The organism is Streptococcus salivarius (assembly GCF_000785515.1).
Taxonomy (GTDB): Bacteria; Bacillota; Bacilli; order Lactobacillales; family Streptococcaceae; genus Streptococcus; species Streptococcus salivarius.
Window position 1 is genome coordinate 160,961 of sequence record NZ_CP009913.1, and the last position, 26,712, is coordinate 187,672.

Below are 26,712 nucleotides of genomic sequence, written 5' to 3' on the forward strand. Positions count from 1 at the left end.
TACAGACATTCAAGAATTTTCTCTTGGATGTCTTTTTTGTATAAAAAATAGTTGTTTATCGGAAAGTTAGCTATTAATATTTATCAATGATAAAAATAGCATGTTTTAAGGGACTGACCCCAAAAAGTGAGAATTTAATAAAAAGACTTGACATAATTCGTTTACAATGGTAAACTTATTTTAAACATATTCGTTTACATCTGTAGACAACTAGGAAGGAAGGAGAATGAGCACAATAGAATTTAATACTTATATCACAGATGCAGAATGGGAAGTCATGCGTGTAGTTTGGGCAAATGATCGAGTAACTAGTAAAAAAGTCATTTCCGTATTGCAAGAAAAAATGGACTGGACACAATCCACTATCAAAACGATCTTAGGTCGATTAGTTGGAAAAGGCGTACTAAATACAGTGCATGAAGGTAGAAAGTTTATTTACACTGCCAATATTGAAGAGACAGAAGCCGTAAGGGATTATGCAGAAGATATTTTTAACCGTATTTGCAATAAGAAAGTCGGAAATGTAATAGGAAGCATCATTGAAGATCATGTTTTAAGCTTCGATGATATAGATCGACTAGAAAAAATATTAGAGATGAAAAAATCTTTTGCAGTAGAAGAAGTGGATTGCAATTGTCCAGAAGGACAATGCGAATGTCATTTACATCATCATTAAGCATAAGGAGGAATTTAAAATGAATAATGACAACAAATATTCGTCCCATAATCATTGCGGGCACAGTGGGCATGACCACAGCGGGCACAGTGGACATGATCACAGCGGGCACAGTGGGCATAATCACAGCGGACACAGTGGGCATGCCCACCATCATCACGGAAGCTTTAAGGAACTTTTCTTAAAGTCATTGCCACTAGGAATCATTATTATGTTCTTTTCCCCTTTGCATGGATTTAAACTACCATTCCAGTTTACTTTTCCATATTCTGATATTGTAGTAGCTATTTTATCTACTATATTAATTATTTATGGGGGACGTCCATTCTATCAAGGTGCAGTTGACGAATTTAAACAAAAAAAACCTGGAATGATGGCACTCGTTTCTTTAGGTATAAGTGTTTCATATTTATACAGTATTTATGCTGTGATCATTACCTACGTAACGGGTGAACACGTGATGGACTTTTTCTTTGAATTTGCTTCATTACTATTAATCATGCTATTAGGTCACTGGATTGAGATGAAAGCTATTGGAGAAGCAGGAGACGCACAAGCAGCATTGGCTAAGTTAGTACCGAAAGATGCTCACGTTGTATTAGAAGACGATTCAATTGAAACACGACCAGTTGCTGACTTACAGGTAGGTGATTTAATTCGTGTTCAAGCCGGAGAAAATGTGCCAGCAGACGGGATTATCGAGCGTGGCGAATCACGTTTAAATGAAGCTCTTCTAACTGGGGAGTCAAAAGCAGTTAAAAAAGGCCCTGGCGATGAAGTAATCGGGGGGTCAACAAATGGAGAAGGGGTTCTTTATATTAAAGTGCTTGAGACAGGTGATCAATCCTTTATCTCTCAAGTACAGAATTTAATCAGCCAAGCTCAAAGTCAGCCTTCTAGGGCAGAAAATATTGCGCAAAAGGTTGCAGGGTGGCTCTTCTATATTGCTGTTATTGTCGCGCTAATTGCTTTTGTAGTGTGGATGATTATTGGAGATATCCCAACGGCAGTTATATTTACTATTACTACATTAGTTATTGCTTGTCCGCACGCATTGGGTCTGGCTATTCCATTGGTAACCGCCCGTAGCACAAGCTTAGGAGCTAGCCGTGGCTTACTAGTAAAAGACCGCCAAGCCTTAGAAATAGCTCAAGATGCAGATGTGATGATTTTAGATAAAACGGGTACTTTAACAACTGGTGAATTTAAAGTATTAGATGTAAAACTTCTTAATGACAAATATACAAAAGAGGAAATCATTGCCTTATTGGCAGGTATTGAAGGAGGATCTAGCCACCCAATTGCTCAATCAATTATAAGTTTCGCCGAGCAGCAAAATATACGTCCAGCATCTTTTGATTCGATTGATGCGATTTCCGGTTCTGGAGTAGAGGGTAAAGCAGGTGGGCACCGTTACCAATTAATCAGTCAAAAAGCCTATGGACGTAATCTTGATATGGATACTCCAAAAGGAGCAACTCTTAGTGTCTTAGTAGAAAATGATGATGCCATTGGTGCTGTAGCTTTAGGGGACGAATTAAAACCAACGAGTAAAGAGTTAATTAAAGCTCTTAAAAAGAACAATATTCGACCAATTATGGCAACAGGTGATAATGAAAAAGCGGCTCAAGGCGCGGCAGTAGATTTAGGGATTGAATATAGATCAAATCAATCTCCACAAGACAAATATGAGTTAGTTAAAACACTTAAAGATGAAGGAAAGAAAGTTATCATGGTAGGTGATGGTGTAAATGATGCTCCTTCTCTTGCCTTAGCAGATGTTGGTATAGCTATAGGTGCTGGAACTCAAGTTGCGTTGGATTCAGCTGATGTCATATTGACTCAATCCGATCCAGGAGATATTGGATCATTCATTGATTTAGCACACAAAACAACTCGTAAAATGAAACAAAACCTATTTTGGGGAGCTGGTTATAACTTTATAGCTATCCCTCTAGCTGCAGGAATTTTGGCTCCTATTGGTATCACATTAAGCCCTGCATTAGGAGCAATCCTAATGTCTGTGTCAACAGTCATCGTCGCCATTAATGCTATGTTATTACGTTTGGATCCAAAAAATAACGGTTAACAGATTGAATGATGGAAACTCCTTAAAGTATCAAGATACAATAGTTTTACAGGAGAAAAAGAGATGTAAGTAATGGCTCTTTGTAAAATCGTGTTGGTAGAAGTAGACGATTTTTCTACCAACACGATTTTTAATTTATTATAGAACTGATTTCTGTTAAAATCCTAAAAGCCACCTATTTCGACAGTTTTATAGCTTGTTATTCTATTTTCTTGACAATAATACCACCGTCTCCACACGTTTTTTAACCATAAAAAGACACCTCCATGAGCATTTGATTATATTGTACCAAATCCAACTTGGAGGTGTTTTTATTTAATTCTCATTTACGGGGGTCAGTGCCAATTAAAATTGCGTATTTTTATTTAAAATGTATTAGAATTAAATTCATATAAAATATGCACGAAAAATAAATCAAAATTAAAAAGTACAAATTAATGAAGTGATTATTGATAAAAATAGTTAATAATTGGTTAAACAAAATATATAACTCGTTTATAAATTTATAGAAATGAACCATTATAAATCTCCTCTTAAATATTGAAAAAACCATTGGCAGTGGACATACTTTAAGACTATATATTTCTGAAACTAGTTTCACAATACAAATATTGACATGCAATTATTAATTGGTGGATTTTAAGTTGACATCTACAAAGCTTAATGTTAGAATACATTCAAAAATATATTTGAATGAGGTATTTTATGATTCAAAATGTTGTTACTTCAATAATCCTGTATTCTGGGACAGCCGTAGACTTACTTATTATCCTAATGTTATTTTTTGCCAAAAGAAAAAGCAGAAAGGACATCATTAACATCTATTTAGGACAATTTCTAGGCTCTGTTAGTCTAATATTCCTAAGTTTGCTTTTTGCATTTGTCTTAAATTATATTCCTAGTAAAGAGATTTTAGGTTTACTCGGTTTGATTCCAATTTTCCTAGGCCTCAAAGTTTTGCTTTTAGGAGATTCTGATGGAGAAGCTATTGCAAAAGATGGTTTGCGAAAAGACAATAAAAACCTGATTTTTCTAGTCGCTATGATTACTTTTGCAAGTTGTGGCGCTGACAATATTGGTGTCTTTGTCCCATATTTTACCACCTTAAATTTAGCGAATTTGATAGTGGCTTTACTTACCTTTCTAGTCATGATTTATCTCTTGGTTTTTTCTGCCCAAAAATTGGCACAAGTCCCTTCTGTTGGAGAAACTTTGGAGAAATATAGCAGATGGTTTATTGCCGTTGTTTATTTAGGATTGGGGATGTATATCCTGATTGAAAACAACAGCTTTGACATGCTAAGGACTGTGTTCGGCTAGGAGAAAAAATTATGAAAAAAGATAGTATCTGCCAAGTGAATATTATAAATCAACAAAATGTTACAACCGCAACGAACTACCTTGAAAAGGAAAAAGTCCAAAAATCACTTCGTATTTTATCAAAGTTTACCGATAATAAACAGATAAATATCATCTTTTATCTCCTTGCTGTTGAAGAACTCTGTGTCTGTGATATAGCCTGTTTACTAAATCTCAGTATGGCATCTGCCTCCCACCATCTTCGTAAACTAGCCAATCAAAACATCTTGGATACTAGAAGAGAGGGGAAAATTATATATTATTTTATAAAAGATGAGGAAATCAAAGACTTTTTTAATCAACTAGGATAACAACTATTTTTACTACTTTACCATGATTATATATAGGACTTATCTATGAAATTTTTTGATGAAAATTACTCACAAGAAATACCTACTCGTATCAAATGTTTAAGAAAAAAGTATAATTTAAAGCAAAGCGACCTAGGTAATGCAGGTCAAGTTAGCCAAGTTGAAAAGGGAGGAATTTGAAAGAATTTGTATCTTTTATTTTTTGTTTCATTTATGCCATATGCTACTGGAATAGTTAGTAGTCATTTCATGAATCATATGGCACAGCTCTTTTATGGACTGATCGTTATTGTTTCAACGGTAGCAAACTGGTTTTTACATAAAGTAATTGATAAACCCAATATAGATCAGAAAGAATTACTTGAAGCTACCGCACAATATAGGAAGTTATTGATACCTGACCTAATAATTAAAGGAGTGGGATTGATTCTATCCTTAATTCTCTATCCTCCGATTATGATGTATAGTGTTTTAATTGCGGCATTTTACATCATAACTTTAAAAACACTATCCGAAAAAAGAGTGAATAACTAAAAAACGGTGACCAAAGTTAGGTGTATTATTTTAATGCTTAGAGACCTAAACTATTCCCCTATTTTAAAAATATTGATTCAGATTTTATGAAATTAAAAAGTAGATATTGTTCAGAAAATCCTTGATATTACGCTGTTTTTAGTCCAACTGAAATCCATACTTTCCAAACCAGGTCTTAAGAAAGCTCGTAAAGCTAGCCAGTTCTCAAAACGTTAATTCGTTACTGGACAGCAGAGTACAAACGAAAACACTTTGCAGCTTGCAAGGTGTTTTTTTGTATAGATTTCTGAAAAGTGTTCAAAATCTTACTAGAGTTTTGTCTTCATCTTGAAATTCTTATAACAATGTGATATATTTATAACAGACAAGGTGTGATATATTTATAACATATTAAAAAGAGGTGACTGAAATGAAAATGTCGAAGAACTTAAAGATAATCCTTTATATCGCTAGCGTGCTTATTGTTGTATGTTTAGTATTATTTCTGGGGAATCACCTACCGATTCTAGCGAAAGGTGCTATTATGACGACGGCTTGGCTTCCTTCGTATTTGGTTTGTACGATGGTATCGGTCCTCTCAAAATCAACCTATCAAAAGAAAGAAAAAAACATGTTTGGGATTACTGCAAAATTATATACAGTGCTTGTACTTCTCTCGTCCTCGATCTATACTATTGGAGTTTGGCTGCTAACTCCTGGTTCTTTGATTAAGAATATAATGTTAGGAATTGGATTAAGTATTCAATTGTTATTAATGTTTTACTTCTTATTCAAGAGAATTAATGAAGAACCCGATGAACGATTTTATAGAAATATTGCAAAGTCCTCTTCCATTTTGTTTACAATAGCAATCTTTATATTATTGGGAATGGCAACCTTGATAGCTGTCTGTAAAGTTTTCGTTTTGAATGCTGGATTCCTTTATATTTTGGTGGCTTTTTTACTCTTATTATTTGCCATTACTTACTTTATCACTGAAAAAAGGGGATGAAATATGGCGAAAGAAAGTAAAATAAAGACTAACTTGAAAGAAGTAAGGGAAGCTTATGGTATGACTCAACAAGATTTAGCAGATCAAGTAGGAATACGGAGAGAAACGATTGTTCACTTGGAAAATAACCGCTACAACCCTTCGTTGGAAATGGCTTTAAAAATAGCACAAGTCTTTAATAAACAAGTAGAAGAACTATTTCGTCTGAAATAAGAGAAGTAAAACAATCCAATTGATTTGTGTATCAGTTTTTGGAAACTTGTTATTCTGAGACGAGGTCTTGGTAAGAGGGAGTAGTTTCAAAGGAGTTATTTTTGACTACATCTTAGTTAAAACGCTTTCAAAAATAAGATAATAGTTTATTTTTCAAGCATTTTAACCCAATAATAGAACTTTTTAGGTCGAAATGCTCTCAAAAATGCTAATGTTTCTCTAATCTATTCACTTTTGAGATCTTGCATATTATGTAGTTATCATACAAAAATGATAAAAGTGAATGAATACATTTATTTGAAAGATAATATTGTTATATACTTCAAACATATTATCAGTAAGAGGGTTTTATACGTCTATTAAATATCTTTTGATTTTTAGCCATAAAACCTCACATAATAATGAATGTATATTTTACAAATTATGCTTTTATATATGATTTAAATATGTATTTAAACTTAGCAAAGGACATAATAAATTACCTAAAATAACATTAAAATTAAAAATGATTAATTATTACTATTTGGTAACACACCTCAAAAAACCTTTGTTTGTAGGAATTGTAGGATATATTAAAAATTTAAAAAAGTTTTTAAAATTTGTTGACATATCTCTAGATAGTGTTATAATCTATAGATGTCAGGGAGGTCCTGATACTAAATATATAATAATCCATTAGAGGAGAAACAATTATGAAAAAAGTATTGCTTACATCAGCTGCAGTTCTTGCAGTATTCGCTTCATCAGCAGCAGTTTTCGCTAACGACGGTAACGTTCACACTGGAAACCTTGATAACAAAACTGAAGCAACTGGTGGTGACTTCTTCACAAACAACGAAGGTGGTCTTACTCAAGCTGCTAAAGATGGTCTTAACAACGTTGACGCAGATTCAACTAAACAAAAATTTGAAGATGCTGGTGAACACATCGAACCAAAACGTGATGCTAACGGAAACATCATCAAAGATGAGTTTGTAGTTACTGATAAAGCTAACGCTAACAAAGACGCTAAAGAAGAAGCTAAAGCTGTTAAAGCTGCAGAAAAGAAAGCTCCAGCAGCTAAAGCTGAAGCTAAAGCTCTTCCAAACACAGCAGCTGTTAAATAATTAACTGCTATTGCTAAAAAGAATATCACTGGGGCTAGAGCTTCGGTGATATTTTTCTATGGATAAAGAAAAGGATTTGACATTTCATGAGTAATCATAATCGTAAATCTACTGGATCTCGCAAAAAACTGATTGCTGGGATTTCAGCCTTAGTCATTGCTGCTTTGGCTATCTTCCTTGGCTTCCAGTTTATGTCTCCGACAGCATCGTCCTCTAATGGTGTTAAGAGTGTTTTAACGACTAAAAAAGCAAACACTTATAAAGTTTCAGATGAGGAGAAAGCCTACCTCAAAAATAAATTTGATGGTCTTGAGGCGACAAACCCTGATACTATCGCTTATGTCTATGCACCAGGGACTAAATTGGATGAGCCAGTTGTTCAAACAACGGACAATTCAACCTACTTAGATAAAACATTTGATGGAGGAAACGTTCCATATTTGGGAACGGTCTTCATGGATACAGACAATAAGAAAGATTTCAGCGATCGTTTGACTTGGCTCTTCGGTCATGCTCGAGGAAGTAAGGTTGCTGATAGTCGTATGTTCAACGATGTTAACTACTATAGTGATCAGTCGTTCTTTGATAAACACAAATATGTTGTTATTGAGACGCCTCAACGTAAGTATTATTATGAAGCACTTGCTATGGTAATTGTGCCTGAAGACACAGCTTTCTATCGTACATCATTTGAAAGTGATAAAGACTTTAAACAACAGTTGGATATCATCTATGATCAAGCAAGTGTTAAAAACAAGGATTTGAAGGTTAATGCTTCGGATAAATACCTCGTTCTTTCGACTTGTCGTGAGGAAGATGAAACGATTCGTGCTAATCTCTACTTGCGTCAAATTCCAGACTCTGAAATGTCTGATTTTGTAGCTAAACATGGTAAAGATTTGGAATACACACCAACACGTTAATTATTAACAGAACTCTACTTCGTATGAAGTAGAGTTTTTATCTTGTCTAAGAAAACAGATGCTTTCAATCGTCATGGAATTGAGATGTAACCGTTTATTAATCTTTTTTATCATCAATGGATAAGTTTTTTTGGTACACTAGAAGTATGAAAAAGGAGAGTATTATGAAACAGAGCCAGGCTAAAAAGCGTGACAATGCGATGACTAATAAGATTTTGATGGGGTTGATTGCTCTCGTCTTAGGTTTGCTTTTTCTTGAGATTTTAATTGTTCATAGTAAGAACGAACAGCAAAAGAATGCCTCGAACCAGGTACAGACAGCACGTATCATGGCTAATGGGGACTTGCTCTATCATGACGGTCTCTATATGAGTGCCCTTCAGTCAGATGGTAGCTATGATTTCACGGAGAATTTTACTTATGTGAAGCCGTGGTTACAGCAGGCTGATTTGGTCTTGGGTGATTTTGAGGGAACGATTAACCCTGATTATCCTTTGTCAGGCTATCCTCTGTTTAATGCTCCTCAATCAGTGACAGCAGCTATCAAGGATGCTGGCTATGATGTTATGGATTTGGCTCATAATCATATCTTGGATTCTGGCTTAGAGGGAGCTTTTACAACGGCTGATGCTTTTAAAAAAGTGGGAATTGATCCTATTGGTGTTTACGAAAAGCCGGTGCGAGACAAGGCGCCACTGCTCATCAAGAATGTTAATGGTATCAAAGTTGCAATACTTTCCTATGCTTATGGTTACAATGGTCTAGAGTCGAACTTGACGGATAAAGAGGTTGCAGACCACTTATCGAATTTGGATGAAAAACGTATGAAAGCCGAGATTCAGCGTGCCGAAAAAGAAGCAGATATCACGGTTATCATGCCTCAGATGGGTGTTGAATATCGTTTGGAACCGACAGATGAACAGGTTAAACTCTATCATAAGATGATTGATTGGGGTGCTGATATTATCTTTGGAGGTCATCCTCATGTGGTAGAGCCTTCTGAGGTGGTTAAAAAAGATGGACAGCAAAAACTTATTATTTACTCAATGGGGAATTTCATTTCTAACCAACGTATAGAGACAATGGATGGTGTGGATAGCGCAGAGTGGACAGAGAGGGGTGTCTTAATGGATGTCACCCTTGAGAAAAAGAATGGTCAAACCACGATTAAGACTGCTCAAGCACATCCGACTTGGGTTAACCGTACGCCTAAAGGAACGAGTTCGCCAGAGGGATACCCTTTGTATACTTACCAAACTTATATTTTAGAGGATTTCATTAAAGGTGGTAAATATAGAAATAAACTAGATGAAGAAACCAAAGAGCGTATAGATACTGCTTATAAAGAAATGAATGCCCATGTTAATTTAAAATGGAAATAAAGCTAAGATATCGCCTGAATTTGGCGATATTTTTTTGTTTATCGACAAGTTACCCACAGACTTATCCACAGGTGTGGAAAAGTCTGTCGATAGTGTTGAATCTTGATTTTTCAAGGTTTTAAAAGAAGGAAATTATTTAGGTTGTGAACAAGTTTATCCACAAGTAGTTGGGTCAGAGAGAGGATATTTTTATAAACGATATTAGTTAAATTCCTCGGAAACATTCGTCTTTTTCAAGAAAAAAGATGCAAATTTCATAAAAAATAGCATTTTTAATCAAAATATGCTAAAATTATACAAAATAAAATGATGGAGGCTTCTCATGAAAGCGATTATTACAGTTGTAGGTAAGGACAAAGCAGGTATTGTTGCGGGTGTTGCGACTAAGGTGGCAGAACTTGGCTTGAATATTGATGATATTTCTCAAACAGTTCTTGATGAATTCTTTACCATGATGGCGGTTGTATCATCGGAAGACAAACAAGATTTTACACACCTACGTGCTGAATTGGAAGCCTTTGGAGAGTCATTGAACGTTAAAATCAACATCCAAAGTTCAGCAATTTTTGATGCTATGCACAACTTGTAAGATAGGAGTAGCTTAAAATGGATATTAAACAGGTCACAGAAACCATTGCCATGATTGAGGAGCAGAACTTTGATGTTCGTACCATTACCATGGGGATTTCACTCCTAGACTGTATCGATTCAGATATCGATAAGGCGGCGGAAAAAGTCTATAACAAGATTGTATCTAAGGCTAAGAATTTGGTAGCTGTTGGTGACGAGATTGCGGCTGAACTTGGTATTCCGATTGTTAATAAACGTGTGTCTGTTACTCCGATCTCAATCATCGGTGCGGCAACAGATGCAACAGACTATGTACCTTTTGCGAAGGCGTTAGACCGAGCAGCTAAGGAAATCGGTGTTAACTTTATTGGTGGTTTCTCTGCACTCGTTCAAAAGGGCTACCAAAAAGGTGATAAGATTCTTATTAATTCTATTCCACGTGCGCTTGCAGAGACTGATTTTGTCTGCTCATCTGTCAACATTGGTTCAACAAAGACTGGTATTAACATGACAGCGGTACGTGACATGGGACGTATCATCAAAGAGGCTTCTGAGGCAGATCCAATGGGCCCAGGTAAATTGGTGGTCTTTGCTAATGCGGTTGAAGATAATCCATTTATGGCAGGTGCCTTCCACGGTGTTGGTGAGGCTGATGTTGTAATCAATGTTGGGGTTTCAGGTCCTGGTGTTGTGCAACGTGCAGTTGAGAAAGTTCCGGGCGAAAGTTTCGATGTTTTAGCTGAAACAGTTAAGAAGACCGCCTTCAAAATCACACGTGTTGGTCAGTTGGTTGGTCAAATGGCCAGCGAACGCCTTGGTGTCGAGTTCGGTATTGTAGATTTGTCTCTTGCGCCAACACCAGCAGTTGGTGATTCAGTAGCCCGTGTACTTGAAGCTATGGGTCTTGAAGTTGTTGGTACGCATGGTACTACTGCAGCTCTAGCCCTTCTTAACGACCAAGTTAAAAAAGGTGGTATCATGGCATGTAACCAAGTTGGTGGTTTGTCAGGTGCCTTTATTCCAGTTTCTGAAGATGAAGGTATGATTGCGGCGGTTCAATCTGGTCATATCAACCTTGAAAAATTGGAAGCTATGACAGCTATCTGTTCTGTTGGTCTAGACATGATTGCTATTCCTGCTGATACGCCAGATACAACAATCGCGGCCATGATTGCTGATGAAGCGGCTATCGGTGTCATTAATCAGAAAACAACAGCTGTTCGTATCATTCCTTATGGTAAGGAAGGTGACATGTTGGAACTTGGTGGTCTTCTTGGTTATGCACCAGTAATGAAGGTAAACAAAGCTTCATCGGCTGACTTCATTGCGCGTGGTGGTCAAATCCCAGCTCCTGTTCACAGCTTTAAAAACTAAGCGGATGTTAAATGCTTTGCCAATTGGTAAGGCATTTTCTGATGGTCTCGCTGGCTAGATAGTGGAGGGGATTTGTGCTATAATGAATTCAAAAATGACGGAAAGAAGGGGCGCTATGAGTGAGGTTAAGTTGTATATTGCGAGACATGGCAAAACTATGTTTAACACCATTGGTCGTGCACAAGGTTGGTCTGATAGCCCTTTGACCCCGTTCGGTGAAGAAGGTATTCGTGAATTGGGGGTAGGTCTGAAAGCAGCAGGTATTCCTTTCAAGGTCGCATATTCTAGTGATTCAGGTCGAACGATTCAAACCATGGATATCATTTTACGTGAGACGGGTTTAGAAACTATTCCTTATAAACGTGACAAACGTATTCGTGAGTGGTGTTTTGGTAGTTTAGATGGTGGCTATGACGGTGAACTTTTCTACGGTGTGCTACCGAGAACAGATGCTTTTCAAGGTAAGGATTTGCATGAGGTAACTTATCCTGAGCTTGCACAGGGTATCCTTGATGTGGATACGGCTGGTTGGGCAGAGCCTTGGGAAGTGCTCAGAAAACGTATTTTAGAGGGGTTCACAGCTATTGCAGAAAATCTTGAGAGGTCTGGTGGCGGTAATGCTATTGTCGTTAGTCACGGTATGACCATTGCAACCTTTGCTTGGTTAATTGATTCTTCTGTCGAGCATCCTTCATTGGACAACGGTTCGGTTACTGTTGTTGCTTATGAAAATGGTAAATTTACATTAGAAGCACTTGGCGATATGACTTATCGTCAGGTTGGGCGAGAGATAATAGAAAAAGAAAATGGTAAAAAATAACTATCCAAGTCGCCGTCAGGCGAAAAAGCAAACCAACTGGTTTTTGGTTATCAGTAGTGTCTTGATTGCAGTTCTTTTAGTTGTAGCAGGACTTTATTCAGTATTTGGTGTCAGTCGTACAGTCCAACAAACCAATGGATCGTCAGTAACAAAAAGTAGTAAGCAAGCTACCGATGCGACTCAAAGCAAGGATGCAAAGGGACTACCTGATGTATCGCCTAAAGACTGGCAGTTGCTTTTGGTAAATCGAGATAATAAGTCTAAAGAACTTAACCCTGAGATTGCTGATGTCGATGGTGTTTCTGTAGATGCAAGAATTGCTAAGAACGTTAAGGAGTTTTTAGCAGCTGCTCAAGAAATTGATCCAAGTTATCACTTGATATCAGGTTATCGTAGTGTTGCTTATCAGACTGAACTTTATAACAGTTATGTTCAGCAGGAAATGGCTGCTGACCCAAGTTTGACGGAGTCTCAGGCGGAGAAAAAGGTTCAAACCTATTCACAACCACCAGGAGCGAGTGAACACCAAACAGGTCTTGCGATTGATATGAGTACTGTAGATAGCTTAAATGAAGCAGATCCAGATACAGTAGCTAAAGTCAAAGAATTGGCGCCGAAATATGGCTTTGTTCTTCGTTTTCCAGATGGTAAAACATCGTCAACGGGTGTAGGCTACGAGGATTGGCATTTCCGCTATGTTGGTAAAGAGTCAGCAGAGTATATGACTGAACATAATCTTACTTTGGAAGAATATTTGGCATTATTAAAGGAGAAAGCTAAGTGAGACGACGTTTTAAACTAAAAGCCTTCATTACCTTAGTTGTTGTTTTTGCTTTAGGTATTCTCTTACCTTTGATTCTTCATGCCTCTACAGATGATAATGCTCGTGCGGTAAAGGTTGCTTACACACAGCAAGAATTTATTGAGACCTTAGCTCCAACAGCTCAAAAGATGTCTAAAAACTATGGTGTACCTGCGTCTATTCTCCTTAGTCAAGCTGCATATGAGTCAAATTATGGTAGCAGTCTTTTATCTGTTAAATATCATAACATCTACAGTCTCCCTGCTCAGCCAGGTCAAGAACGTATTCGTTTAAAGGATAGTATCTACAGTAAAGGGAAATGGCAATACCAAAAGGTGGATTTTGCAGTTTTTAAGGATTGGTCAAGTTCTATGATGACTTATTTAGAAGAACTTCGCCAAGGAACATGGGGCGAGTCGACCTATAAAGAGGTAGCAGGAACGACTAGTTATAAAGTTGCGGCAGAAAAACTACAAGCTGCGGGTTTTAGCAGTGATCCAGATTATGCCAAACACCTCATATCTATTATTGAGACCTATCATTTGTCAAAATATGATTGATAAGATTAGAGTGCCTCTGAGGTGCTCTTTTTTTGCTTTTCTAGGTCTTAAGATGTATTTTTAGCACTCTTTTTATAAGAGTGCTAATTTTTTGGTTTTTTGGGTTGACATGTTCAAGTTTAGGTGTATAATAGAATCATAAGTTAGCAGTCGATGTGTTAGAGTGCTAATAAATAGAAATGAGGTGACATCGTGATTACGCAAAGGCAAAACACTATTTTGAATTTGATAGTTGAGATGTTCACTCGTACACATGAACCGGTTGGTTCTAAAGCATTACAAGAATCAATTGATTCGAGTTCAGCGACCATTCGTAATGACATGGCCAAGCTTGAAAAAATGGGCTATCTTGAAAAAGCTCATACTTCTAGTGGGCGTATGCCAAGCCGAGCAGGTTTCCAGTATTTCGTCGCTAATTCTTTGAATCTTGATACGATTGATCAACAAGATGTTTATCAAGTGGTCAAGGCCTTTGATTTTGAAGCCTTTAAACTTGAAGATATCTTGGATGCAGCGGCGAAGCTGCTGGCAGAAATGACAGGATGTACAGCAGTGATTCAAGATGTGGAACCGACACGACAACGTCTGACTGGATTTGACATTGTTCATCTATCCAATCACGACGCTTTAGCGGTTCTTACTCTAGATGAATCTAAGCCTGTGACAGTTCAATTTGCTATTCCAAAAAATTTCTTGTCTAGTGATTTGGAAATTCTTCATAAGCTTGTTCAAGAACGTTTTTTGGGAAACACTGTCTTAGATATCCATTACCGATTGAGAACTGAGATTCCTCAGATTGTGCAAAAATATTTCAAAATAACAGATAATGTTTTAGACTTGTTTGATTATATCTTTTCACAACTTTTTAAGGAATTGATTTTCATCGAAGGTAAGGTTGCATCATTGACTTATGCCGACTTAAAAACCTATCAATTTTTGGACAATCCACAACATGTGGCACTTGAGCTTCGATCAGCTATCTCCGATGATGAAGTGACCAAGATTTCGGTTGCAGAATCAACTGAAGAAGCGCTTGAAAATGTCACAGTTATGAGTCATAAATTCCTGATTCCTTATCGTGGGATGGCACTCATGCATGTGATTGGTCCAGTTGAAATGGATTATCGTCGCATGGTTAGTTTGGTCAATGTTATTAGTAGAGTTTTGGTTATGAAGTTGACGGATTATTACCGTTACCTCAATAGTAACCATTATGAAGTTAGCTAAGATATAACATTTAAAAAGTATAGAAAGAGGTGTATGCCTTGACTGAAGATATTAAAAAAGAAGAAGTGAAAGAAGAGGAAGCTACGGAGACAACTGAAGAAGTTGTAGAGGAAGTAAGCGAACCTTCTGAACTTGAAGAAGCCCAAGCGCGTGCCGAAGAATTTGAAAACAAATACCTTCGTGCCCATGCAGAAATGCAAAACATTCAGCGACGTGCAAATGAAGAACGTCAACAATTGCAAAAGTATCGTAGCCAAGATCTGGCAAAAGCGATTTTGCCATCACTTGATAACCTTGAACGTGCTCTTGCCGTTGAGGGCTTGACTGATGATGTCAAAAAAGGTTTGGAAATGGTGCAAGAAAGTTTAGTGCATGCTCTTAAAGAGGAAGGAATTGAAGAAATTCCAGCAGATGGTGATTTCGATCATAACTTCCATATGGCAATTCAAACAATGCCTGCAGATGATGAACATCCAGCAGACACGATTGCACAAGTTTTCCAAAAAGGGTATAAACTCCACGAACGCGTCTTACGCCCAGCTATGGTAGTTGTATATAATTAATTGAAAACTTGTCCGAAATGACAGAAAACTATGAATGAAAGATAAAAAAGCAAAATAGAAATTAAAGTAAAAAGGGGAAAAACATATGTCTAAAATCATTGGTATTGACTTAGGTACAACAAACTCAGCAGTAGCAGTTCTTGAAGGAACTGAATCAAAAATTATCGCAAACCCAGAAGGTAACCGCACAACTCCATCTGTTGTGTCATTCAAAAACGGTGAAATCATCGTTGGTGACGCTGCAAAACGTCAAGCAGTAACAAACCCAGATACAATCATCTCTATCAAATCTAAGATGGGTACTTCTGAAAAAGTTTCTGCAAACGGTAAAGAATACACACCACAAGAGATTTCAGCTATGATTCTTCAATACTTGAAAGGTTATGCTGAAGATTACCTTGGTGAAAAAGTAACTAAAGCAGTTATCACAGTTCCTGCTTACTTCAACGATGCACAACGTCAAGCAACAAAAGACGCTGGTAAAATCGCTGGTCTTGAAGTAGAACGTATCGTCAACGAACCAACAGCAGCAGCTCTTGCTTACGGTTTGGATAAGACTGATAAAGAAGAAAAAATCTTGGTATTCGACCTTGGTGGTGGTACATTCGACGTATCTATCCTTGAACTTGGTGACGGTGTCTTTGACGTGTTGGCAACTGCAGGGGATAACAAACTCGGTGGTGATGACTTTGACCAAAAAATCATCGACCACATGGTTGAAGAATTCAAGAAAGAAAATGGAATCGACTTGTCAACAGACAAGATGGCTCTTCAACGCTTGAAAGATGCAGCTGAAAAAGCTAAGAAAGACCTTTCTGGTGTTACTTCAACACAAATCAGCTTGCCATTCATCACTGCTGGTGAGGCTGGACCTCTTCACTTGGAAATGACATTGACTCGTGCGAAATTCGATGATTTGACTCGTGACCTTGTAGAACGTACGAAAACTCCAGTTCGTCAAGCCCTTTCAGATGCAGGTTTGAGCTTGTCAGATATTGACGAAGTTATCCTTGTCGGTGGTTCAACTCGTATCCCTGCCGTTGTAGAAGCTGTTAAAGCTGAAACTGGTAAAGAACCAAACAAATCAGTTAACCCTGATGAAGTAGTTGCCATGGGTGCTGCTATCCAAGGTGGTGTTATCACTGGTGATGTCAAAGACGTTGTCCTTCTTGATGTAACTCCATTGTCACTTGGTATCGAAACAATGGGTGGAGTGTTCACAAAACTTATTGACCGCAACACTACTATTCCAACATCTAAATCACAAGTCTTCTCAACTGCAGCAGATAACCAACCAGCTGTTGATATCCACGTTCTTCAAGGGGAACGCCCAATGGCAGCGGATAACAAGACTCTTGGACGTTTCCAATTGACTGATATCCCAGCTGCACCTCGTGGTATCCCACAAATCGAAGTTACTTTCGATATTGATAAGAACGGTATCGTATCTGTTAAAGCTAAAGACCTTGGAACTCAAAAAGAACAAACAATTGTCATCCAATCTAACTCTGGTTTGACAGACGAAGAAATTGAAAAGATGATGAAAGATGCTGAAGCAAATGCTGAAGCAGATGCAAAACGTAAAGAAGAAGTAGATCTTCGTAACGAAGTTGACCAAGCTATCTTTGCGACTGAAAAAACAATCAAAGAAACAGAAGGTAAAGGCTTCGACACAGAACGTGATGCTGCTCAATCAGCTCTTGATGACCTTAAGAAAGCTCAAGAATCAGGCAATCTTGATGACATGAAGGCTAAATTGGAAGCTCTTAACGAAAAAGCTCAAGCTCTTGCAGTTAAACTTTACGAACAAGCTGCAGCAGCACAACAAGCTCAAGCAGGAGCAGAAGGTGCACAAACAGCAGACAACTCAGGCGACGATGTTGTAGACGGAGAGTTTACTGAAAAGTAAGATGCAAAGTCCGTTAAAGCCTCACAGTGAAAATAGGAAGATTTCTCTTTTTCACCAAGAGGTTAGGGCGTGCTCAGTTCGGTAAGGTGTTGAGCTTAGCTAGTAAATGATAAAAAGAAATCCAGAGGTTGCAAACCAGCCTCTGTTTTTCGGTAAAATAGAGGATGTCGCTTATGAAAAAAGTGCTTTGTATCATTTATCCTAATTTTTCTCTCTACGAGATAGCCTCTTTAACGAGTACTTTAGCTCTGTCTTTCGATATAACGATTGATTATGTAGCCTCAGATTATTCGATTGTGGTATCTGAGGACGGCTTGCCCTGTCAACCGACGAAAACATTGGATCAAGTACGTATAGAAGATTATTCTTGCGTGATTTTGCCAGGAATGGTCAACATAGGACCTGCCCTACAGGATGAGAAATTGATTTCGTTCTTGAGGGGCCTTGGTGAGCAAGGTATCCTCATTGCAGCCATTTCTTCAGCGCCTCTTTTATTAGCAAAAGCAGGTCTGTTGAAGGACACGAAATTTACAGGTGGAATTTGGCAAAACTTCTTTGACTATTTTGAATTTCTTCCACGTGAAAATTTCCAACCTAAAGTGGTTGTACAAGATAAAAAAATCATTACAGCCATAGGCTTTGCACATCAAGAGTTTGCAAGAAAAGTGATTCTTAGTCTAGGGTTGTCAGATTATACGGACAACTATTTTAAAGAACAGAACGAGTACGCTGAAGAGGATTTGATATTTACTCTATCAGACGAAGAGTTTGATGAAGTGAAGCGAAGTATAGAAAAGACCCTCTAAAGATTTACATGAAAATTATAGAAAGGAACAAAGAGTGTTCGAGGAATTGAACACGAGCGGAAAGCTAGGAAATTAGATAAACCTCCTAAGAAATCATGATTTCTTGTCGGTTTCCTAAATTTCAGTCGCTTTCTGTTCGCTCTTAGTATCTTGTATGAACAATACCGAATATTACGATCGTCTTGGGGTATCTAAGGATGCCTCTCAAGATGAAATTAAACGTGCCTATCGTAAGATGTCTAAGAAATACCACCCAGATATTAATAAAGAACCAGGTGCGGAAGAAAAATATAAAGAGGTCCAAGAGGCCTATGAAACTTTAAGTGATGACCAAAAACGTGCAGCCTATGACCAATACGGACCAGATGGTGCGAATGGTTTTGGAGGTCAAGGAGGCTTTGGTGGCTTCGATGGTGGTGCAGGCTTTGGTGGCTTTGAGGATATCTTCTCTAGCTTCTTTGGTGGTGGTGCTACTCGTAACCCAAATGCTCCACGTCAAGGTGATGATCTTCAGTACCGTGTCAACCTAAGCTTCGAAGAAGCGATTTTTGGTGCCGAAAAAGAAGTTCACTACAATCGTGAAGCAACATGTAAGACATGTTCGGGATCTGGTGCAAAACCTGGAACAAGCCCTGTAACTTGTGGTCGCTGTCATGGTCAAGGGGTTATCAATGTCGATACGCAAACACCACTTGGTATGATGCGTCGTCAAGTAACCTGTGATGTCTGTCATGGAACAGGTCAAGAAATTAAAGAGCCATGTCAAACTTGTCATGGAACAGGACATGAAAAACAAAGCCATAAAGTATCTGTCAAGATTCCAGCAGGTGTTGAAACAGGTCAACAAATCCGTCTTGCGGGTCAAGGTGAAGCTGGTTTCAATGGTGGTCCTTATGGAGACCTCTTTGTAATCATCAATGTTAATCCAAGTGATAAGTTTACTCGTGATGGATCAACAATTTACTATACACTTAACATTTCCTTTGTCCAAGCTGCTCTTGGTGATACTGTCGAAGTACCAACAGTTCACGGAAATGTTGAGATGACCATTCCAGCAGGAACTCAAACAGGCAAAACTTTCCGTCTAAAAGGAAAGGGTGCTCCACGTCTTCGTGGAGGTTCACAAGGAGACCAACACGTTACAGTTAAGATTGTAACTCCTACGAAGCTAAACGATGCTCAAAAAGAAGCTCTCCTTGCATTCGCCAAGGCAAGTGGAGATGAAAAAATCGCACCACAGAAAAAAGGTTTCTTCAATAAAGTAAAGGATGCCTTAGAAGATTTATAAAGGAAGGACGCTGAAGGCGTCTTTTTCTTTATGTCAAAAAATTGTCTGGGGTCAGTTGCTAATCGACCTACTTTTTATCCTTGAAAAAATCTGATATGATAATTTTATGGTTAGATACAAAGCGATAATTTCCTATGATGGTACACTTTTCTCAGGTTTTCAAAGACAACCAAATGCACGTTCTATTCAAGAAGAGCTTGAAAAGACTCTTTTACGGTTAAATAGTGGTACACCTGTCACCGTTCATGGAGCGGGGCGTACAGATGCAGGTGTTCATGCCTATGGACAAGTTATCCACTTCGACTTGCCCCAGAAGCGGGATCCAGAGAAGTTACGTTTTGGTTTAGATACGCAATGTCCAGATGATATTGATGTTGTTAGTATTGAACTTGTATCAGAAGAATTTCATGCACGATACAATAAACATAGTAAAACTTATGAGTTTCTAGTAGATGCAGGACGACCTAAGAACCCTATGATGCGTAATTATGCGACCCACTATCCCTACCCTTTAAGTTTAGCACCTATGCAGGAGGCTGCTAAGGATTTGGTCGGCACACATGATTTTACAGGCTTCACAGCTTCAGGAACTTCTGTAGAAAATAAAGTACGCACAATTACACAAGCTAGTGTATCTATCGATGAGAAAACTGGATTTTATATCTTTACTTTTTCTGGCAATGGTTTTCTCTATAAGCAAGTTAGAAATATGGTCGGCACCTTGTTGAAGATTGGAAATGGTCGCATGCCTGTTTCGCAAGTTAAGACAGTGTTGGAAAGTCGTAATCGTAATCTTGCAGGACCAACGGCAGCAGGAAATGGGTTATATTTGAAGGAGATTAGATATGAGTGATGAATTGATTTTAGCGATTTCAGGGAATGATATTTTTAGTGGTGGCGGACTTCATGCAGATTTAGCGACATTTACCACTAATAAACAGCATGGATTTGTGGCCCTTACCTGTCTAACAGCTATGACTGAGAATGGTTTTGAGGTCATTCCGGTTGATACTAATGTTTTTAAACAACAACTTGACTCACTAAAAGATGTCCCATTTTCAGCAATTAAAATTGGTTTGTTGCCTAACGTTGAAATCGCAGAATTAACGTTGGATTTTGTTAAAAAACATTCTGATATTCCAATTGTCTTGGATCCCGTTTTAGTATGTAAGGAGACTCATGACGTTGAAGTTTCTCAACTACGTGATGAATTGGTTAAATTTTTCCCTTATATCACGGTTATCACTCCGAACTTACCTGAAGTCGAACTGCTTATAGATAGAAAGGTTAAGACTCTTGATGATATGAAGCATGCCGCTAGCTATCTCAATGAATTAGGTGCTAAGACTGTCGTTGTCAAAGGTGGAAACCGCTTGGATGGTAATAAAGCGATAGATGTCTTTTATGATGGAACAGATTACAAATTGTTTGAAGAAGCTGTGCTAGACAAAAACAATACCGGTGCAGGGTGTACATTTGCTTCGAGTATAGCTAGTGAATTAGTTAAAGGGTGTTCAGAAACTGAAGCTGTGGCAAATGCTAAAGCCTTTGTTTATGAATCAATTAAACAATCAAATGAATTTGGAGTAGTTCAATATGCAAAATAAGAAAACAAAAGAGCTAACATTATTAGCTATCTTAACAGCTTTATCAGTGACCTTTGGATTCGTAGCTAAAATTCCGACTCCAACAGGGCTTTTAACTTTGGTAGATGCAGGAATCTACTTCACAGCCTTTTATCTTGGCAAGAAAGAAGGGGCAATTGTGGGAGGACTATCTGCATTTTTGATAGATTTGCTATCATCTGCTCCGCAATGGATGTTTATTAGTTTGTTAATCCATGGTGCACAAGGTTATTTTGCTGGATTTAAAGGTAACTATCGTATCCTAGGCCTTCTGATTGCTACAATTGTGATGGTGGGTGGTTATGCACTTGCTTCAGTATTTATGTATGGAACAGGAGCTTCAATCGCAGAAGTGATTCCTAATTTCTGCCAAAATGCTCTTGGCCTAGTCGTTGGATGGGTATTGTATCAAGGATTCAAAAAAGTTCAATCAAAAAAAGATTAATAGCTTTACTAAACCCTATTGACAAGCATTGATTTGGGTGATAAGATATAAAAGTTGTCTTAACTGACTTGCCACAAACTTGAAAAGGTTCCAAAACTTTAAAAAAGTTATTGACAAGACAGGTCAGAGATGATATTATAAATAAGCTGTTTCGGGAGAGACAGCGGACACGAGAAGTAAAAAAAACTTCAAAAAAGTGTTGACAAGGTGTTCTAGATTTGCTAGAATATAGAAGTTGTCTTAAGAGAGACAAAGACCTTTGAGAACTGAATAAGAAACCAAGTGCAGGGTTATGATAGAAGAATTATAACCTGTCAATTTACAAGAATAAATCGTCAGACGACGGTAATGAGTTAACGCTCGAACAATTATTAAAGTTTTTAATGAGAGTTTGATCCTGGCTCAGGACGAACGCTGGCGGCGTGCCTAATACATGCAAGTAGAACGCTGAAGAGAGGAGCTTGCTCTTCTTGGATGAGTTGCGAACGGGTGAGTAACGCGTAGGTAACCTGCCTTGTAGCGGGGGATAACTATTGGAAACGATAGCTAATACCGCATAACAATGGATGACACATGTCATTTATTTGAAAGGGGCAATTGCTCCACTACAAGATGGACCTGCGTTGTATTAGCTAGTAGGTGAGGTAACGGCTCACCTAGGCGACGATACATAGCCGACCTGAGAGGGTGATCGGCCACACTGGGACTGAGACACGGCCCAGACTCCTACGGGAGGCAGCAGTAGGGAATCTTCGGCAATGGGGGCAACCCTGACCGAGCAACGCCGCGTGAGTGAAGAAGGTTTTCGGATCGTAAAGCTCTGTTGTAAGTCAAGAACGAGTGTGAGAGTGGAAAGTTCACACTGTGACGGTAGCTTACCAGAAAGGGACGGCTAACTACGTGCCAGCAGCCGCGGTAATACGTAGGTCCCGAGCGTTGTCCGGATTTATTGGGCGTAAAGCGAGCGCAGGCGGTTTGATAAGTCTGAAGTTAAAGGCTGTGGCTCAACCATAGTTCGCTTTGGAAACTGTCAAACTTGAGTGCAGAAGGGGAGAGTGGAATTCCATGTGTAGCGGTGAAATGCGTAGATATATGGAGGAACACCGGTGGCGAAAGCGGCTCTCTGGTCTGTAACTGACGCTGAGGCTCGAAAGCGTGGGGAGCGAACAGGATTAGATACCCTGGTAGTCCACGCCGTAAACGATGAGTGCTAGGTGTTGGATCCTTTCCGGGATTCAGTGCCGCAGCTAACGCATTAAGCACTCCGCCTGGGGAGTACGACCGCAAGGTTGAAACTCAAAGGAATTGACGGGGGCCCGCACAAGCGGTGGAGCATGTGGTTTAATTCGAAGCAACGCGAAGAACCTTACCAGGTCTTGACATCCCGATGCTATTTCTAGAGATAGAAAGTTACTTCGGTACATCGGTGACAGGTGGTGCATGGTTGTCGTCAGCTCGTGTCGTGAGATGTTGGGTTAAGTCCCGCAACGAGCGCAACCCCTATTGTTAGTTGCCATCATTCAGTTGGGCACTCTAGCGAGACTGCCGGTAATAAACCGGAGGAAGGTGGGGATGACGTCAAATCATCATGCCCCTTATGACCTGGGCTACACACGTGCTACAATGGTTGGTACAACGAGTTGCGAGTCGGTGACGGCAAGCTAATCTCTTAAAGCCAATCTCAGTTCGGATTGTAGGCTGCAACTCGCCTACATGAAGTCGGAATCGCTAGTAATCGCGGATCAGCACGCCGCGGTGAATACGTTCCCGGGCCTTGTACACACCGCCCGTCACACCACGAGAGTTTGTAACACCCGAAGTCGGTGAGGTAACCTTTTGGAGCCAGCCGCCTAAGGTGGGATAGATGATTGGGGTGAAGTCGTAACAAGGTAGCCGTATCGGAAGGTGCGGCTGGATCACCTCCTTTCTAAGGAAAAACGGAATGTACTTGAGTTTCTTATTTAGTTTTGAGAGGTCTTGTGGGGCCTTAGCTCAGCTGGGAGAGCGCCTGCTTTGCACGCAGGAGGTCAGCGGTTCGATCCCGCTAGGCTCCATTGAATCGAAAGATTCAAGTATTGTCCATTGAAAATTGAATATCTATATCAAATTCCATATGTAATTAAATACATATAGATAGTAACAAGAAAATAAACCGAAACGCTGTGAATATTTAATGAGTTAGGTCGAAAGACCAAAATAAGGTTAAGTTAATAAGGGCGCACGGTGGATGCCTTGGCACTAGAAGCCGATGAAGGACGTGACTAACGACGAAATGCTTTGGGGAGCTGTAAGTGAGCAATGATCCAGAGATGTCCGAATGGGGGAACCCGGCAGGTAATGCCTGTCACTCATTACTGTTAAGGTAATGTAGAGGAAGACGCAGTGAACTGAAACATCTAAGTAGCTGCAGGAAGAGAAAGCAAAAGCGATTGCCTTAGTAGCGGCGAGCGAAACGGCAAGAGGGCAAACCGAAGAGTTTACTCTTCGGGGTTGTAGGACTGCAACGTGGACTTAAAGATTATAGAAGAACTACCTGGGAAGGTAGGCCAAAGAGAGTAATAGCCTCGTATTCGAAATAGTCTTTATACCTAGCAGTATCCTGAGTACGGCGAGACACGAGAAATCTCGTCGGAATCTGGGAGGACCATCTCCCAACCCTAAATACTCTCTAGTGACCGATAGTGAACCAGTACCGTGAGGGAAAGGTGAAAAGCACCCCGGGAGGGGAGTGAAATAGAACCTGAAACCGTGTGCCTACAACAAGTTCGAGCCCGTTAATGGGTGAGAGCGTGCCTTTTGTAGAATGAACCGGCGAGTTACGATATGATGCGAGGTTAAGTTGAAGAGACGGAGCCGTAGGGAAACCGAGTCTTAATAGGGCGCATTAGTATCATGTCGTAGACCCGAAACCATGTGACCTACCCATGAGCAGGTTGAAGGTGAGGTAAAACTCACTGGAGGACCGAACCAGGGCACGTTGAAAAGTGCTTGGATGACTTGTGGGTAGCGGAGAAATTCCAAACGAACTTGGAGATAGCTGGTTCTCTCCGAAATAGCTTTAGGGCTAGCGTCGATGTTAAGTCTCTTGGAGGTAGAGCACTGTTTGGGTGAGGGGTCCATCCCGGATTACCAATCTCAGATAAACTCCGAATGCCAACGAGATATAATCGGCAGTCAGACTGCGAGTGCTAAGATCCGTAGTCGAAAGGGAAACAGCCCAGACCACCAGCTAAGGTCCCAAAATATATGTTAAGTGGAAAAGGATGTGGGGTTGCACAGACAACTAGGATGTTAGCTTAGAAGCAGCTATTCATTCAAAGAGTGCGTAATAGCTCACTAGTCGAGTGACCCTGCGCCGAAAATGTACCGGGGCTAAAACATATTACCGAAGCTGTGGATACCTTTATAGGTATGGTAGGAGAGCGTTCTATGTGCGAAGAAGGTGTACCGTGAGGAGTGCTGGAGCGCATAGAAGTGAGAATGCCGGTATGAGTAGCGAAAGACAGGTGAGAATCCTGTCCACCGTAAGACTAAGGTTTCCAGGGGAAGGCTCGTCCGCCCTGGGTTAGTCGGGACCTAAGGAGAGACCGAAAGGTGTATCCGATGGACAACAGGTTGATATTCCTGTACTAGAGTATATAGTGATGGAGGGACGCAGTAGGCTAACTAAACCAGACGATTGGAAGTGTCTGGCCAAGCAGTGAGGTGTGATATGAGTCAAATGCTTATATCTATAACATTGAGCTGTGATGGGGAGCGAAGTTTAGTAGCGAAGTTAGTGATGTCACACTGCCGAGAAAAGCTTCTAGCGTTAATTATACTCTACCCGTACCGCAAACCGACACAGGTAGTCGAGGCGAGTAGCCTCAGGTGAGCGAGAGAACTCTCGTTAAGGAACTCGGCAAAATGGCCCCGTAACTTCGGGAGAAGGGGCGCTGACTTATGGTCAGCCGCAGTGAATAGGCCCAAGCAACTGTTTATCAAAAACACAGCTCTCTGCTAAATCGTAAGATGATGTATAGGGGGTGACGCCTGCCCGGTGCTGGAAGGTTAAGAGGAGTGCTTAGCAATAGCGAAGGTATGAATTGAAGCCCCAGTAAACGGCGGCCGTAACTATAACGGTCCTAAGGTAGCGAAATTCCTTGTCGGGTAAGTTCCGACCCGCACGAAAGGCGTAATGATTTGGGCACTGTCTCAACGAGAGACTCGGTGAAATTTTAGTACCTGTGAAGATGCAGGTTACCCGCGACAGGACGGAAAGACCCCATGGAGCTTTACTGCAGTTTGATATTGAGTATCTGTACCACATGTACAGGATAGGTAGGAGCCTATGACCTCGGGACGCCAGTTTCGAGTGAGGCGTTGTTGGGATACTACCCTTGTGTTATGGCTACTCTAACCCAGATAGGTTATCCCTATCGGAGACAGTGTCTGACGGGCAGTTTGACTGGGGCGGTCGCCTCCTAAAAGGTAACGGAGGCGCCCAAAGGTTCCCTCAGAATGGTTGGAAATCATTCGCAGAGTGTAAAGGTATAAGGGAGCTTGACTGCGAGAGCTACAACTCGAGCAGGGACGAAAGTCGGGCTTAGTGATCCGGTGGTTCCGCATGGAAGGGCCATCGCTCAACGGATAAAAGCTACCCTGGGGATAACAGGCTTATCTCCCCCAAGAGTTCACATCGACGGGGAGGTTTGGCACCTCGATGTCGGCTCGTCGCATCCTGGGGCTGTAGTCGGTCCCAAGGGTTGGGCTGTTCGCCCATTAAAGCGGCACGCGAGCTGGGTTCAGAACGTCGTGAGACAGTTCGGTCCCTATCCGTCGCGGGCGTAGGAAATTTGAGAGGATCTGCTCCTAGTACGAGAGGACCAGAGTGGACTTACCGCTGGTGTACCAGTTGTTCTGCCAAGAGCATCGCTGGGTAGCTATGTAGGGAAGGGATAAACGCTGAAAGCATCTAAGTGTGAAGCCCACCTCAAGATGAGATTTCCCATGATTTTATATCAGTAAGAGCCCTGAGAGATGATCAGGTTGATAGGTTAGAAGTGGAAGTGTGGTGACACATGTAGCGGACTAATACTAATAGCTCGAGGACTTATCCAAAGAAAGTAACTGAGACATATTGACAACGATTTGGTTTCT

24 protein-coding genes, 1 tRNA gene and 2 rRNA genes are annotated in these 26,712 nt (G+C 39.9%); all 27 read left to right on the plus strand.

Features of this window, described 5'->3' with window-relative positions; all coding sequences use genetic code 11:
• The first annotated feature begins 226 nt into the window (after positions 1–226).
• The 27 genes from SSAL8618_RS00875 (at position 227) to SSAL8618_RS01000 (ending at position 26,673) form a co-directional block, all read left to right on the plus strand.
• Positions 227–676: a CopY/TcrY family copper transport repressor gene (locus SSAL8618_RS00875; protein WP_038675145.1), complete on the plus strand. Its 450-nt coding sequence runs from the start codon at positions 227–229 to the stop codon at positions 674–676.
• A gap of 19 nt (positions 677–695) precedes the next feature.
• Positions 696–2,765, plus strand: coding sequence for a heavy metal translocating P-type ATPase (locus tag SSAL8618_RS00880; RefSeq protein ID WP_038675146.1), 2,070 nt, complete (start codon positions 696–698; stop codon positions 2,763–2,765).
• Positions 2,766–3,470: 705 nt separating this feature from the next.
• Positions 3,471–4,085: a CadD family cadmium resistance transporter gene (locus tag SSAL8618_RS00885; protein WP_038675148.1), complete on the plus strand. Its 615-nt coding sequence runs from the start codon at positions 3,471–3,473 to the stop codon at positions 4,083–4,085.
• An 11-nt stretch (positions 4,086–4,096) separates the two neighbouring features.
• On the plus strand, positions 4,097–4,435 hold the full coding sequence (gene cadX, locus SSAL8618_RS00890; protein WP_000711083.1) for a Cd(II)/Zn(II)-sensing metalloregulatory transcriptional regulator CadX: 339 nt from the start codon (positions 4,097–4,099) through the stop codon (positions 4,433–4,435).
• Between the two features lie 45 nt (positions 4,436–4,480).
• Positions 4,481–4,615, plus strand: coding sequence for a hypothetical protein (locus tag SSAL8618_RS10760; RefSeq protein WP_002889641.1), 135 nt, complete (start codon positions 4,481–4,483; stop codon positions 4,613–4,615).
• Positions 4,616–4,684: 69 nt separating this feature from the next.
• The gene (locus SSAL8618_RS00895) at positions 4,685–4,969 is read left to right on the plus strand and encodes a hypothetical protein (protein WP_230955166.1); all 285 of its coding nucleotides are present in this window, start codon (positions 4,685–4,687) and stop codon (positions 4,967–4,969) included.
• Between the two features lie 409 nt (positions 4,970–5,378).
• The gene (locus SSAL8618_RS00900; protein ID WP_022496755.1) at positions 5,379–5,960 is read left to right on the plus strand and encodes a hypothetical protein; all 582 of its coding nucleotides are present in this window, start codon (positions 5,379–5,381) and stop codon (positions 5,958–5,960) included.
• 3 nt (positions 5,961–5,963) lie between these two features.
• Positions 5,964–6,173 carry a helix-turn-helix transcriptional regulator gene (locus SSAL8618_RS00905; protein ID WP_002886384.1) on the plus strand — a complete coding sequence of 70 codons (210 nt, stop codon included), beginning with the start codon at positions 5,964–5,966 and terminating at the stop codon, positions 6,171–6,173.
• A gap of 692 nt (positions 6,174–6,865) precedes the next feature.
• Positions 6,866–7,279, plus strand: coding sequence for an LPKTxAVK-anchored surface protein (locus SSAL8618_RS00910; RefSeq protein ID WP_002889684.1), 414 nt, complete (start codon positions 6,866–6,868; stop codon positions 7,277–7,279).
• An 86-nt stretch (positions 7,280–7,365) separates the two neighbouring features.
• Positions 7,366–8,202 carry a class B sortase, LPKTxAVK-specific gene (srtB, locus tag SSAL8618_RS00915; RefSeq protein ID WP_004182180.1) on the plus strand — a complete coding sequence of 279 codons (837 nt, stop codon included), beginning with the start codon at positions 7,366–7,368 and terminating at the stop codon, positions 8,200–8,202.
• 164 nt (positions 8,203–8,366) lie between these two features.
• Positions 8,367–9,584, plus strand: coding sequence for a CapA family protein (locus tag SSAL8618_RS00920; RefSeq protein WP_004182155.1), 1,218 nt, complete (start codon positions 8,367–8,369; stop codon positions 9,582–9,584).
• 322 nt (positions 9,585–9,906) lie between these two features.
• The gene (locus SSAL8618_RS00925) at positions 9,907–10,173 is read left to right on the plus strand and encodes an ACT domain-containing protein (RefSeq protein WP_003092287.1); all 267 of its coding nucleotides are present in this window, start codon (positions 9,907–9,909) and stop codon (positions 10,171–10,173) included.
• 17 nt (positions 10,174–10,190) lie between these two features.
• The gene (locus SSAL8618_RS00930) at positions 10,191–11,528 is read left to right on the plus strand and encodes a PFL family protein (RefSeq protein ID WP_022496753.1); all 1,338 of its coding nucleotides are present in this window, start codon (positions 10,191–10,193) and stop codon (positions 11,526–11,528) included.
• 115 nt (positions 11,529–11,643) lie between these two features.
• Positions 11,644–12,348, plus strand: a complete 705-nt coding sequence (locus SSAL8618_RS00935; RefSeq protein ID WP_004182152.1) for a histidine phosphatase family protein — start codon at positions 11,644–11,646, stop codon at positions 12,346–12,348.
• Positions 12,335–13,132: a M15 family metallopeptidase gene (locus tag SSAL8618_RS00940; RefSeq protein WP_004182163.1), complete on the plus strand. Its 798-nt coding sequence runs from the start codon at positions 12,335–12,337 to the stop codon at positions 13,130–13,132. Before SSAL8618_RS00935 ends, SSAL8618_RS00940 begins: the two co-directional genes overlap by 14 nt.
• Positions 13,129–13,710 (plus strand): glycoside hydrolase family 73 protein, encoded by a 582-nt coding sequence (locus SSAL8618_RS00945; RefSeq protein ID WP_004182173.1) that lies wholly within the window; start codon positions 13,129–13,131, stop codon positions 13,708–13,710. The genes SSAL8618_RS00940 and SSAL8618_RS00945 overlap by 4 nt, the downstream gene beginning before the upstream one ends.
• 192 nt (positions 13,711–13,902) lie before the next feature.
• Positions 13,903–14,937, plus strand: a complete 1,035-nt coding sequence (hrcA, locus tag SSAL8618_RS00950) for a heat-inducible transcriptional repressor HrcA (protein ID WP_038675154.1) — start codon at positions 13,903–13,905, stop codon at positions 14,935–14,937.
• A gap of 38 nt (positions 14,938–14,975) precedes the next feature.
• Complete coding sequence (gene grpE / locus SSAL8618_RS00955; RefSeq protein ID WP_002886396.1) at positions 14,976–15,500, plus strand: nucleotide exchange factor GrpE; 525 nt, start codon at positions 14,976–14,978, stop codon at positions 15,498–15,500.
• A gap of 85 nt (positions 15,501–15,585) precedes the next feature.
• Entirely contained in the window at positions 15,586–17,409 is a 1,824-nt protein-coding gene (gene dnaK, locus SSAL8618_RS00960) for a molecular chaperone DnaK (protein ID WP_002886397.1), read from the plus strand.
• Positions 17,410–17,582: 173 nt separating this feature from the next.
• On the plus strand, positions 17,583–18,215 hold the full coding sequence (locus SSAL8618_RS00965) for a DJ-1/PfpI family protein (protein ID WP_022496748.1): 633 nt from the start codon (positions 17,583–17,585) through the stop codon (positions 18,213–18,215).
• A 154-nt stretch (positions 18,216–18,369) separates the two neighbouring features.
• Positions 18,370–19,503, plus strand: a complete 1,134-nt coding sequence (gene dnaJ / locus SSAL8618_RS00970) for a molecular chaperone DnaJ (protein ID WP_002886399.1) — start codon at positions 18,370–18,372, stop codon at positions 19,501–19,503.
• 106 nt (positions 19,504–19,609) lie between these two features.
• On the plus strand, positions 19,610–20,356 hold the full coding sequence (truA, locus tag SSAL8618_RS00975) for a tRNA pseudouridine(38-40) synthase TruA (RefSeq protein ID WP_022496747.1): 747 nt from the start codon (positions 19,610–19,612) through the stop codon (positions 20,354–20,356).
• A complete protein-coding gene (locus SSAL8618_RS00980; RefSeq protein ID WP_022496746.1) occupies positions 20,349–21,110 on the plus strand; it encodes a bifunctional hydroxymethylpyrimidine kinase/phosphomethylpyrimidine kinase in 762 nt (253 codons plus the stop codon). Before truA ends, SSAL8618_RS00980 begins: the two co-directional genes overlap by 8 nt.
• The gene (locus SSAL8618_RS00985) at positions 21,100–21,573 is read left to right on the plus strand and encodes an ECF transporter S component (RefSeq protein WP_022496745.1); all 474 of its coding nucleotides are present in this window, start codon (positions 21,100–21,102) and stop codon (positions 21,571–21,573) included. Before SSAL8618_RS00980 ends, SSAL8618_RS00985 begins: the two co-directional genes overlap by 11 nt.
• A gap of 379 nt (positions 21,574–21,952) precedes the next feature.
• Positions 21,953–23,500: ribosomal RNA gene (locus SSAL8618_RS00990) — 16S ribosomal RNA — on the plus strand.
• Between the two features lie 54 nt (positions 23,501–23,554).
• Positions 23,555–23,627: transfer RNA gene (locus SSAL8618_RS00995), tRNA-Ala, on the plus strand.
• Between the two features lie 146 nt (positions 23,628–23,773).
• Positions 23,774–26,673: ribosomal RNA gene (locus SSAL8618_RS01000) — 23S ribosomal RNA — on the plus strand.
• The 16S and 23S rRNA genes sit together here with 1 tRNA gene alongside, the layout of an rRNA operon.
• Positions 26,674–26,712: the final 39 nt, after the last annotated feature.

Bases quoted from the DNA above. Each gene is read 5' to 3' on its own strand.
- dnaK (WP_002886397.1), top strand. From the start codon at position 15,586: ATGTCTAAAATCATTGGTATTGACTTAGGTACAACAAACTCAGCAGTA.
- SSAL8618_RS00980 (WP_022496746.1), top strand. From the start codon at position 20,349: ATGAGTGATGAATTGATTTTAGCGATTTCAGGGAATGATATTTTTAGT.
- SSAL8618_RS00875 (WP_038675145.1), top strand. From the start codon at position 227: ATGAGCACAATAGAATTTAATACTTATATCACAGATGCAGAATGGGAA.
- SSAL8618_RS00965 (WP_022496748.1), top strand. From the start codon at position 17,583: ATGAAAAAAGTGCTTTGTATCATTTATCCTAATTTTTCTCTCTACGAG.
- SSAL8618_RS00885 (WP_038675148.1), top strand. From the start codon at position 3,471: ATGATTCAAAATGTTGTTACTTCAATAATCCTGTATTCTGGGACAGCC.
- SSAL8618_RS00940 (WP_004182163.1), top strand. From the start codon at position 12,335: ATGGTAAAAAATAACTATCCAAGTCGCCGTCAGGCGAAAAAGCAAACC.
- srtB (WP_004182180.1), top strand. From the start codon at position 7,366: ATGAGTAATCATAATCGTAAATCTACTGGATCTCGCAAAAAACTGATT.
- SSAL8618_RS00985 (WP_022496745.1), top strand. From the start codon at position 21,100: ATGCAAAATAAGAAAACAAAAGAGCTAACATTATTAGCTATCTTAACA.
- SSAL8618_RS10760 (WP_002889641.1), top strand. From the start codon at position 4,481: ATGAAATTTTTTGATGAAAATTACTCACAAGAAATACCTACTCGTATC.
- SSAL8618_RS00925 (WP_003092287.1), top strand. From the start codon at position 9,907: ATGAAAGCGATTATTACAGTTGTAGGTAAGGACAAAGCAGGTATTGTT.
- SSAL8618_RS00895 (WP_230955166.1), top strand. From the start codon at position 4,685: ATGAATCATATGGCACAGCTCTTTTATGGACTGATCGTTATTGTTTCA.
- SSAL8618_RS00905 (WP_002886384.1), top strand. From the start codon at position 5,964: ATGGCGAAAGAAAGTAAAATAAAGACTAACTTGAAAGAAGTAAGGGAA.
- dnaJ (WP_002886399.1), top strand. From the start codon at position 18,370: ATGAACAATACCGAATATTACGATCGTCTTGGGGTATCTAAGGATGCC.
- SSAL8618_RS00900 (WP_022496755.1), top strand. From the start codon at position 5,379: ATGAAAATGTCGAAGAACTTAAAGATAATCCTTTATATCGCTAGCGTG.
- SSAL8618_RS00880 (WP_038675146.1), top strand. From the start codon at position 696: ATGAATAATGACAACAAATATTCGTCCCATAATCATTGCGGGCACAGT.
- cadX (WP_000711083.1), top strand. From the start codon at position 4,097: ATGAAAAAAGATAGTATCTGCCAAGTGAATATTATAAATCAACAAAAT.
- truA (WP_022496747.1), top strand. From the start codon at position 19,610: ATGGTTAGATACAAAGCGATAATTTCCTATGATGGTACACTTTTCTCA.
- SSAL8618_RS00920 (WP_004182155.1), top strand. From the start codon at position 8,367: ATGAAACAGAGCCAGGCTAAAAAGCGTGACAATGCGATGACTAATAAG.
- SSAL8618_RS00930 (WP_022496753.1), top strand. From the start codon at position 10,191: ATGGATATTAAACAGGTCACAGAAACCATTGCCATGATTGAGGAGCAG.
- SSAL8618_RS00935 (WP_004182152.1), top strand. From the start codon at position 11,644: ATGAGTGAGGTTAAGTTGTATATTGCGAGACATGGCAAAACTATGTTT.
- SSAL8618_RS00910 (WP_002889684.1), top strand. From the start codon at position 6,866: ATGAAAAAAGTATTGCTTACATCAGCTGCAGTTCTTGCAGTATTCGCT.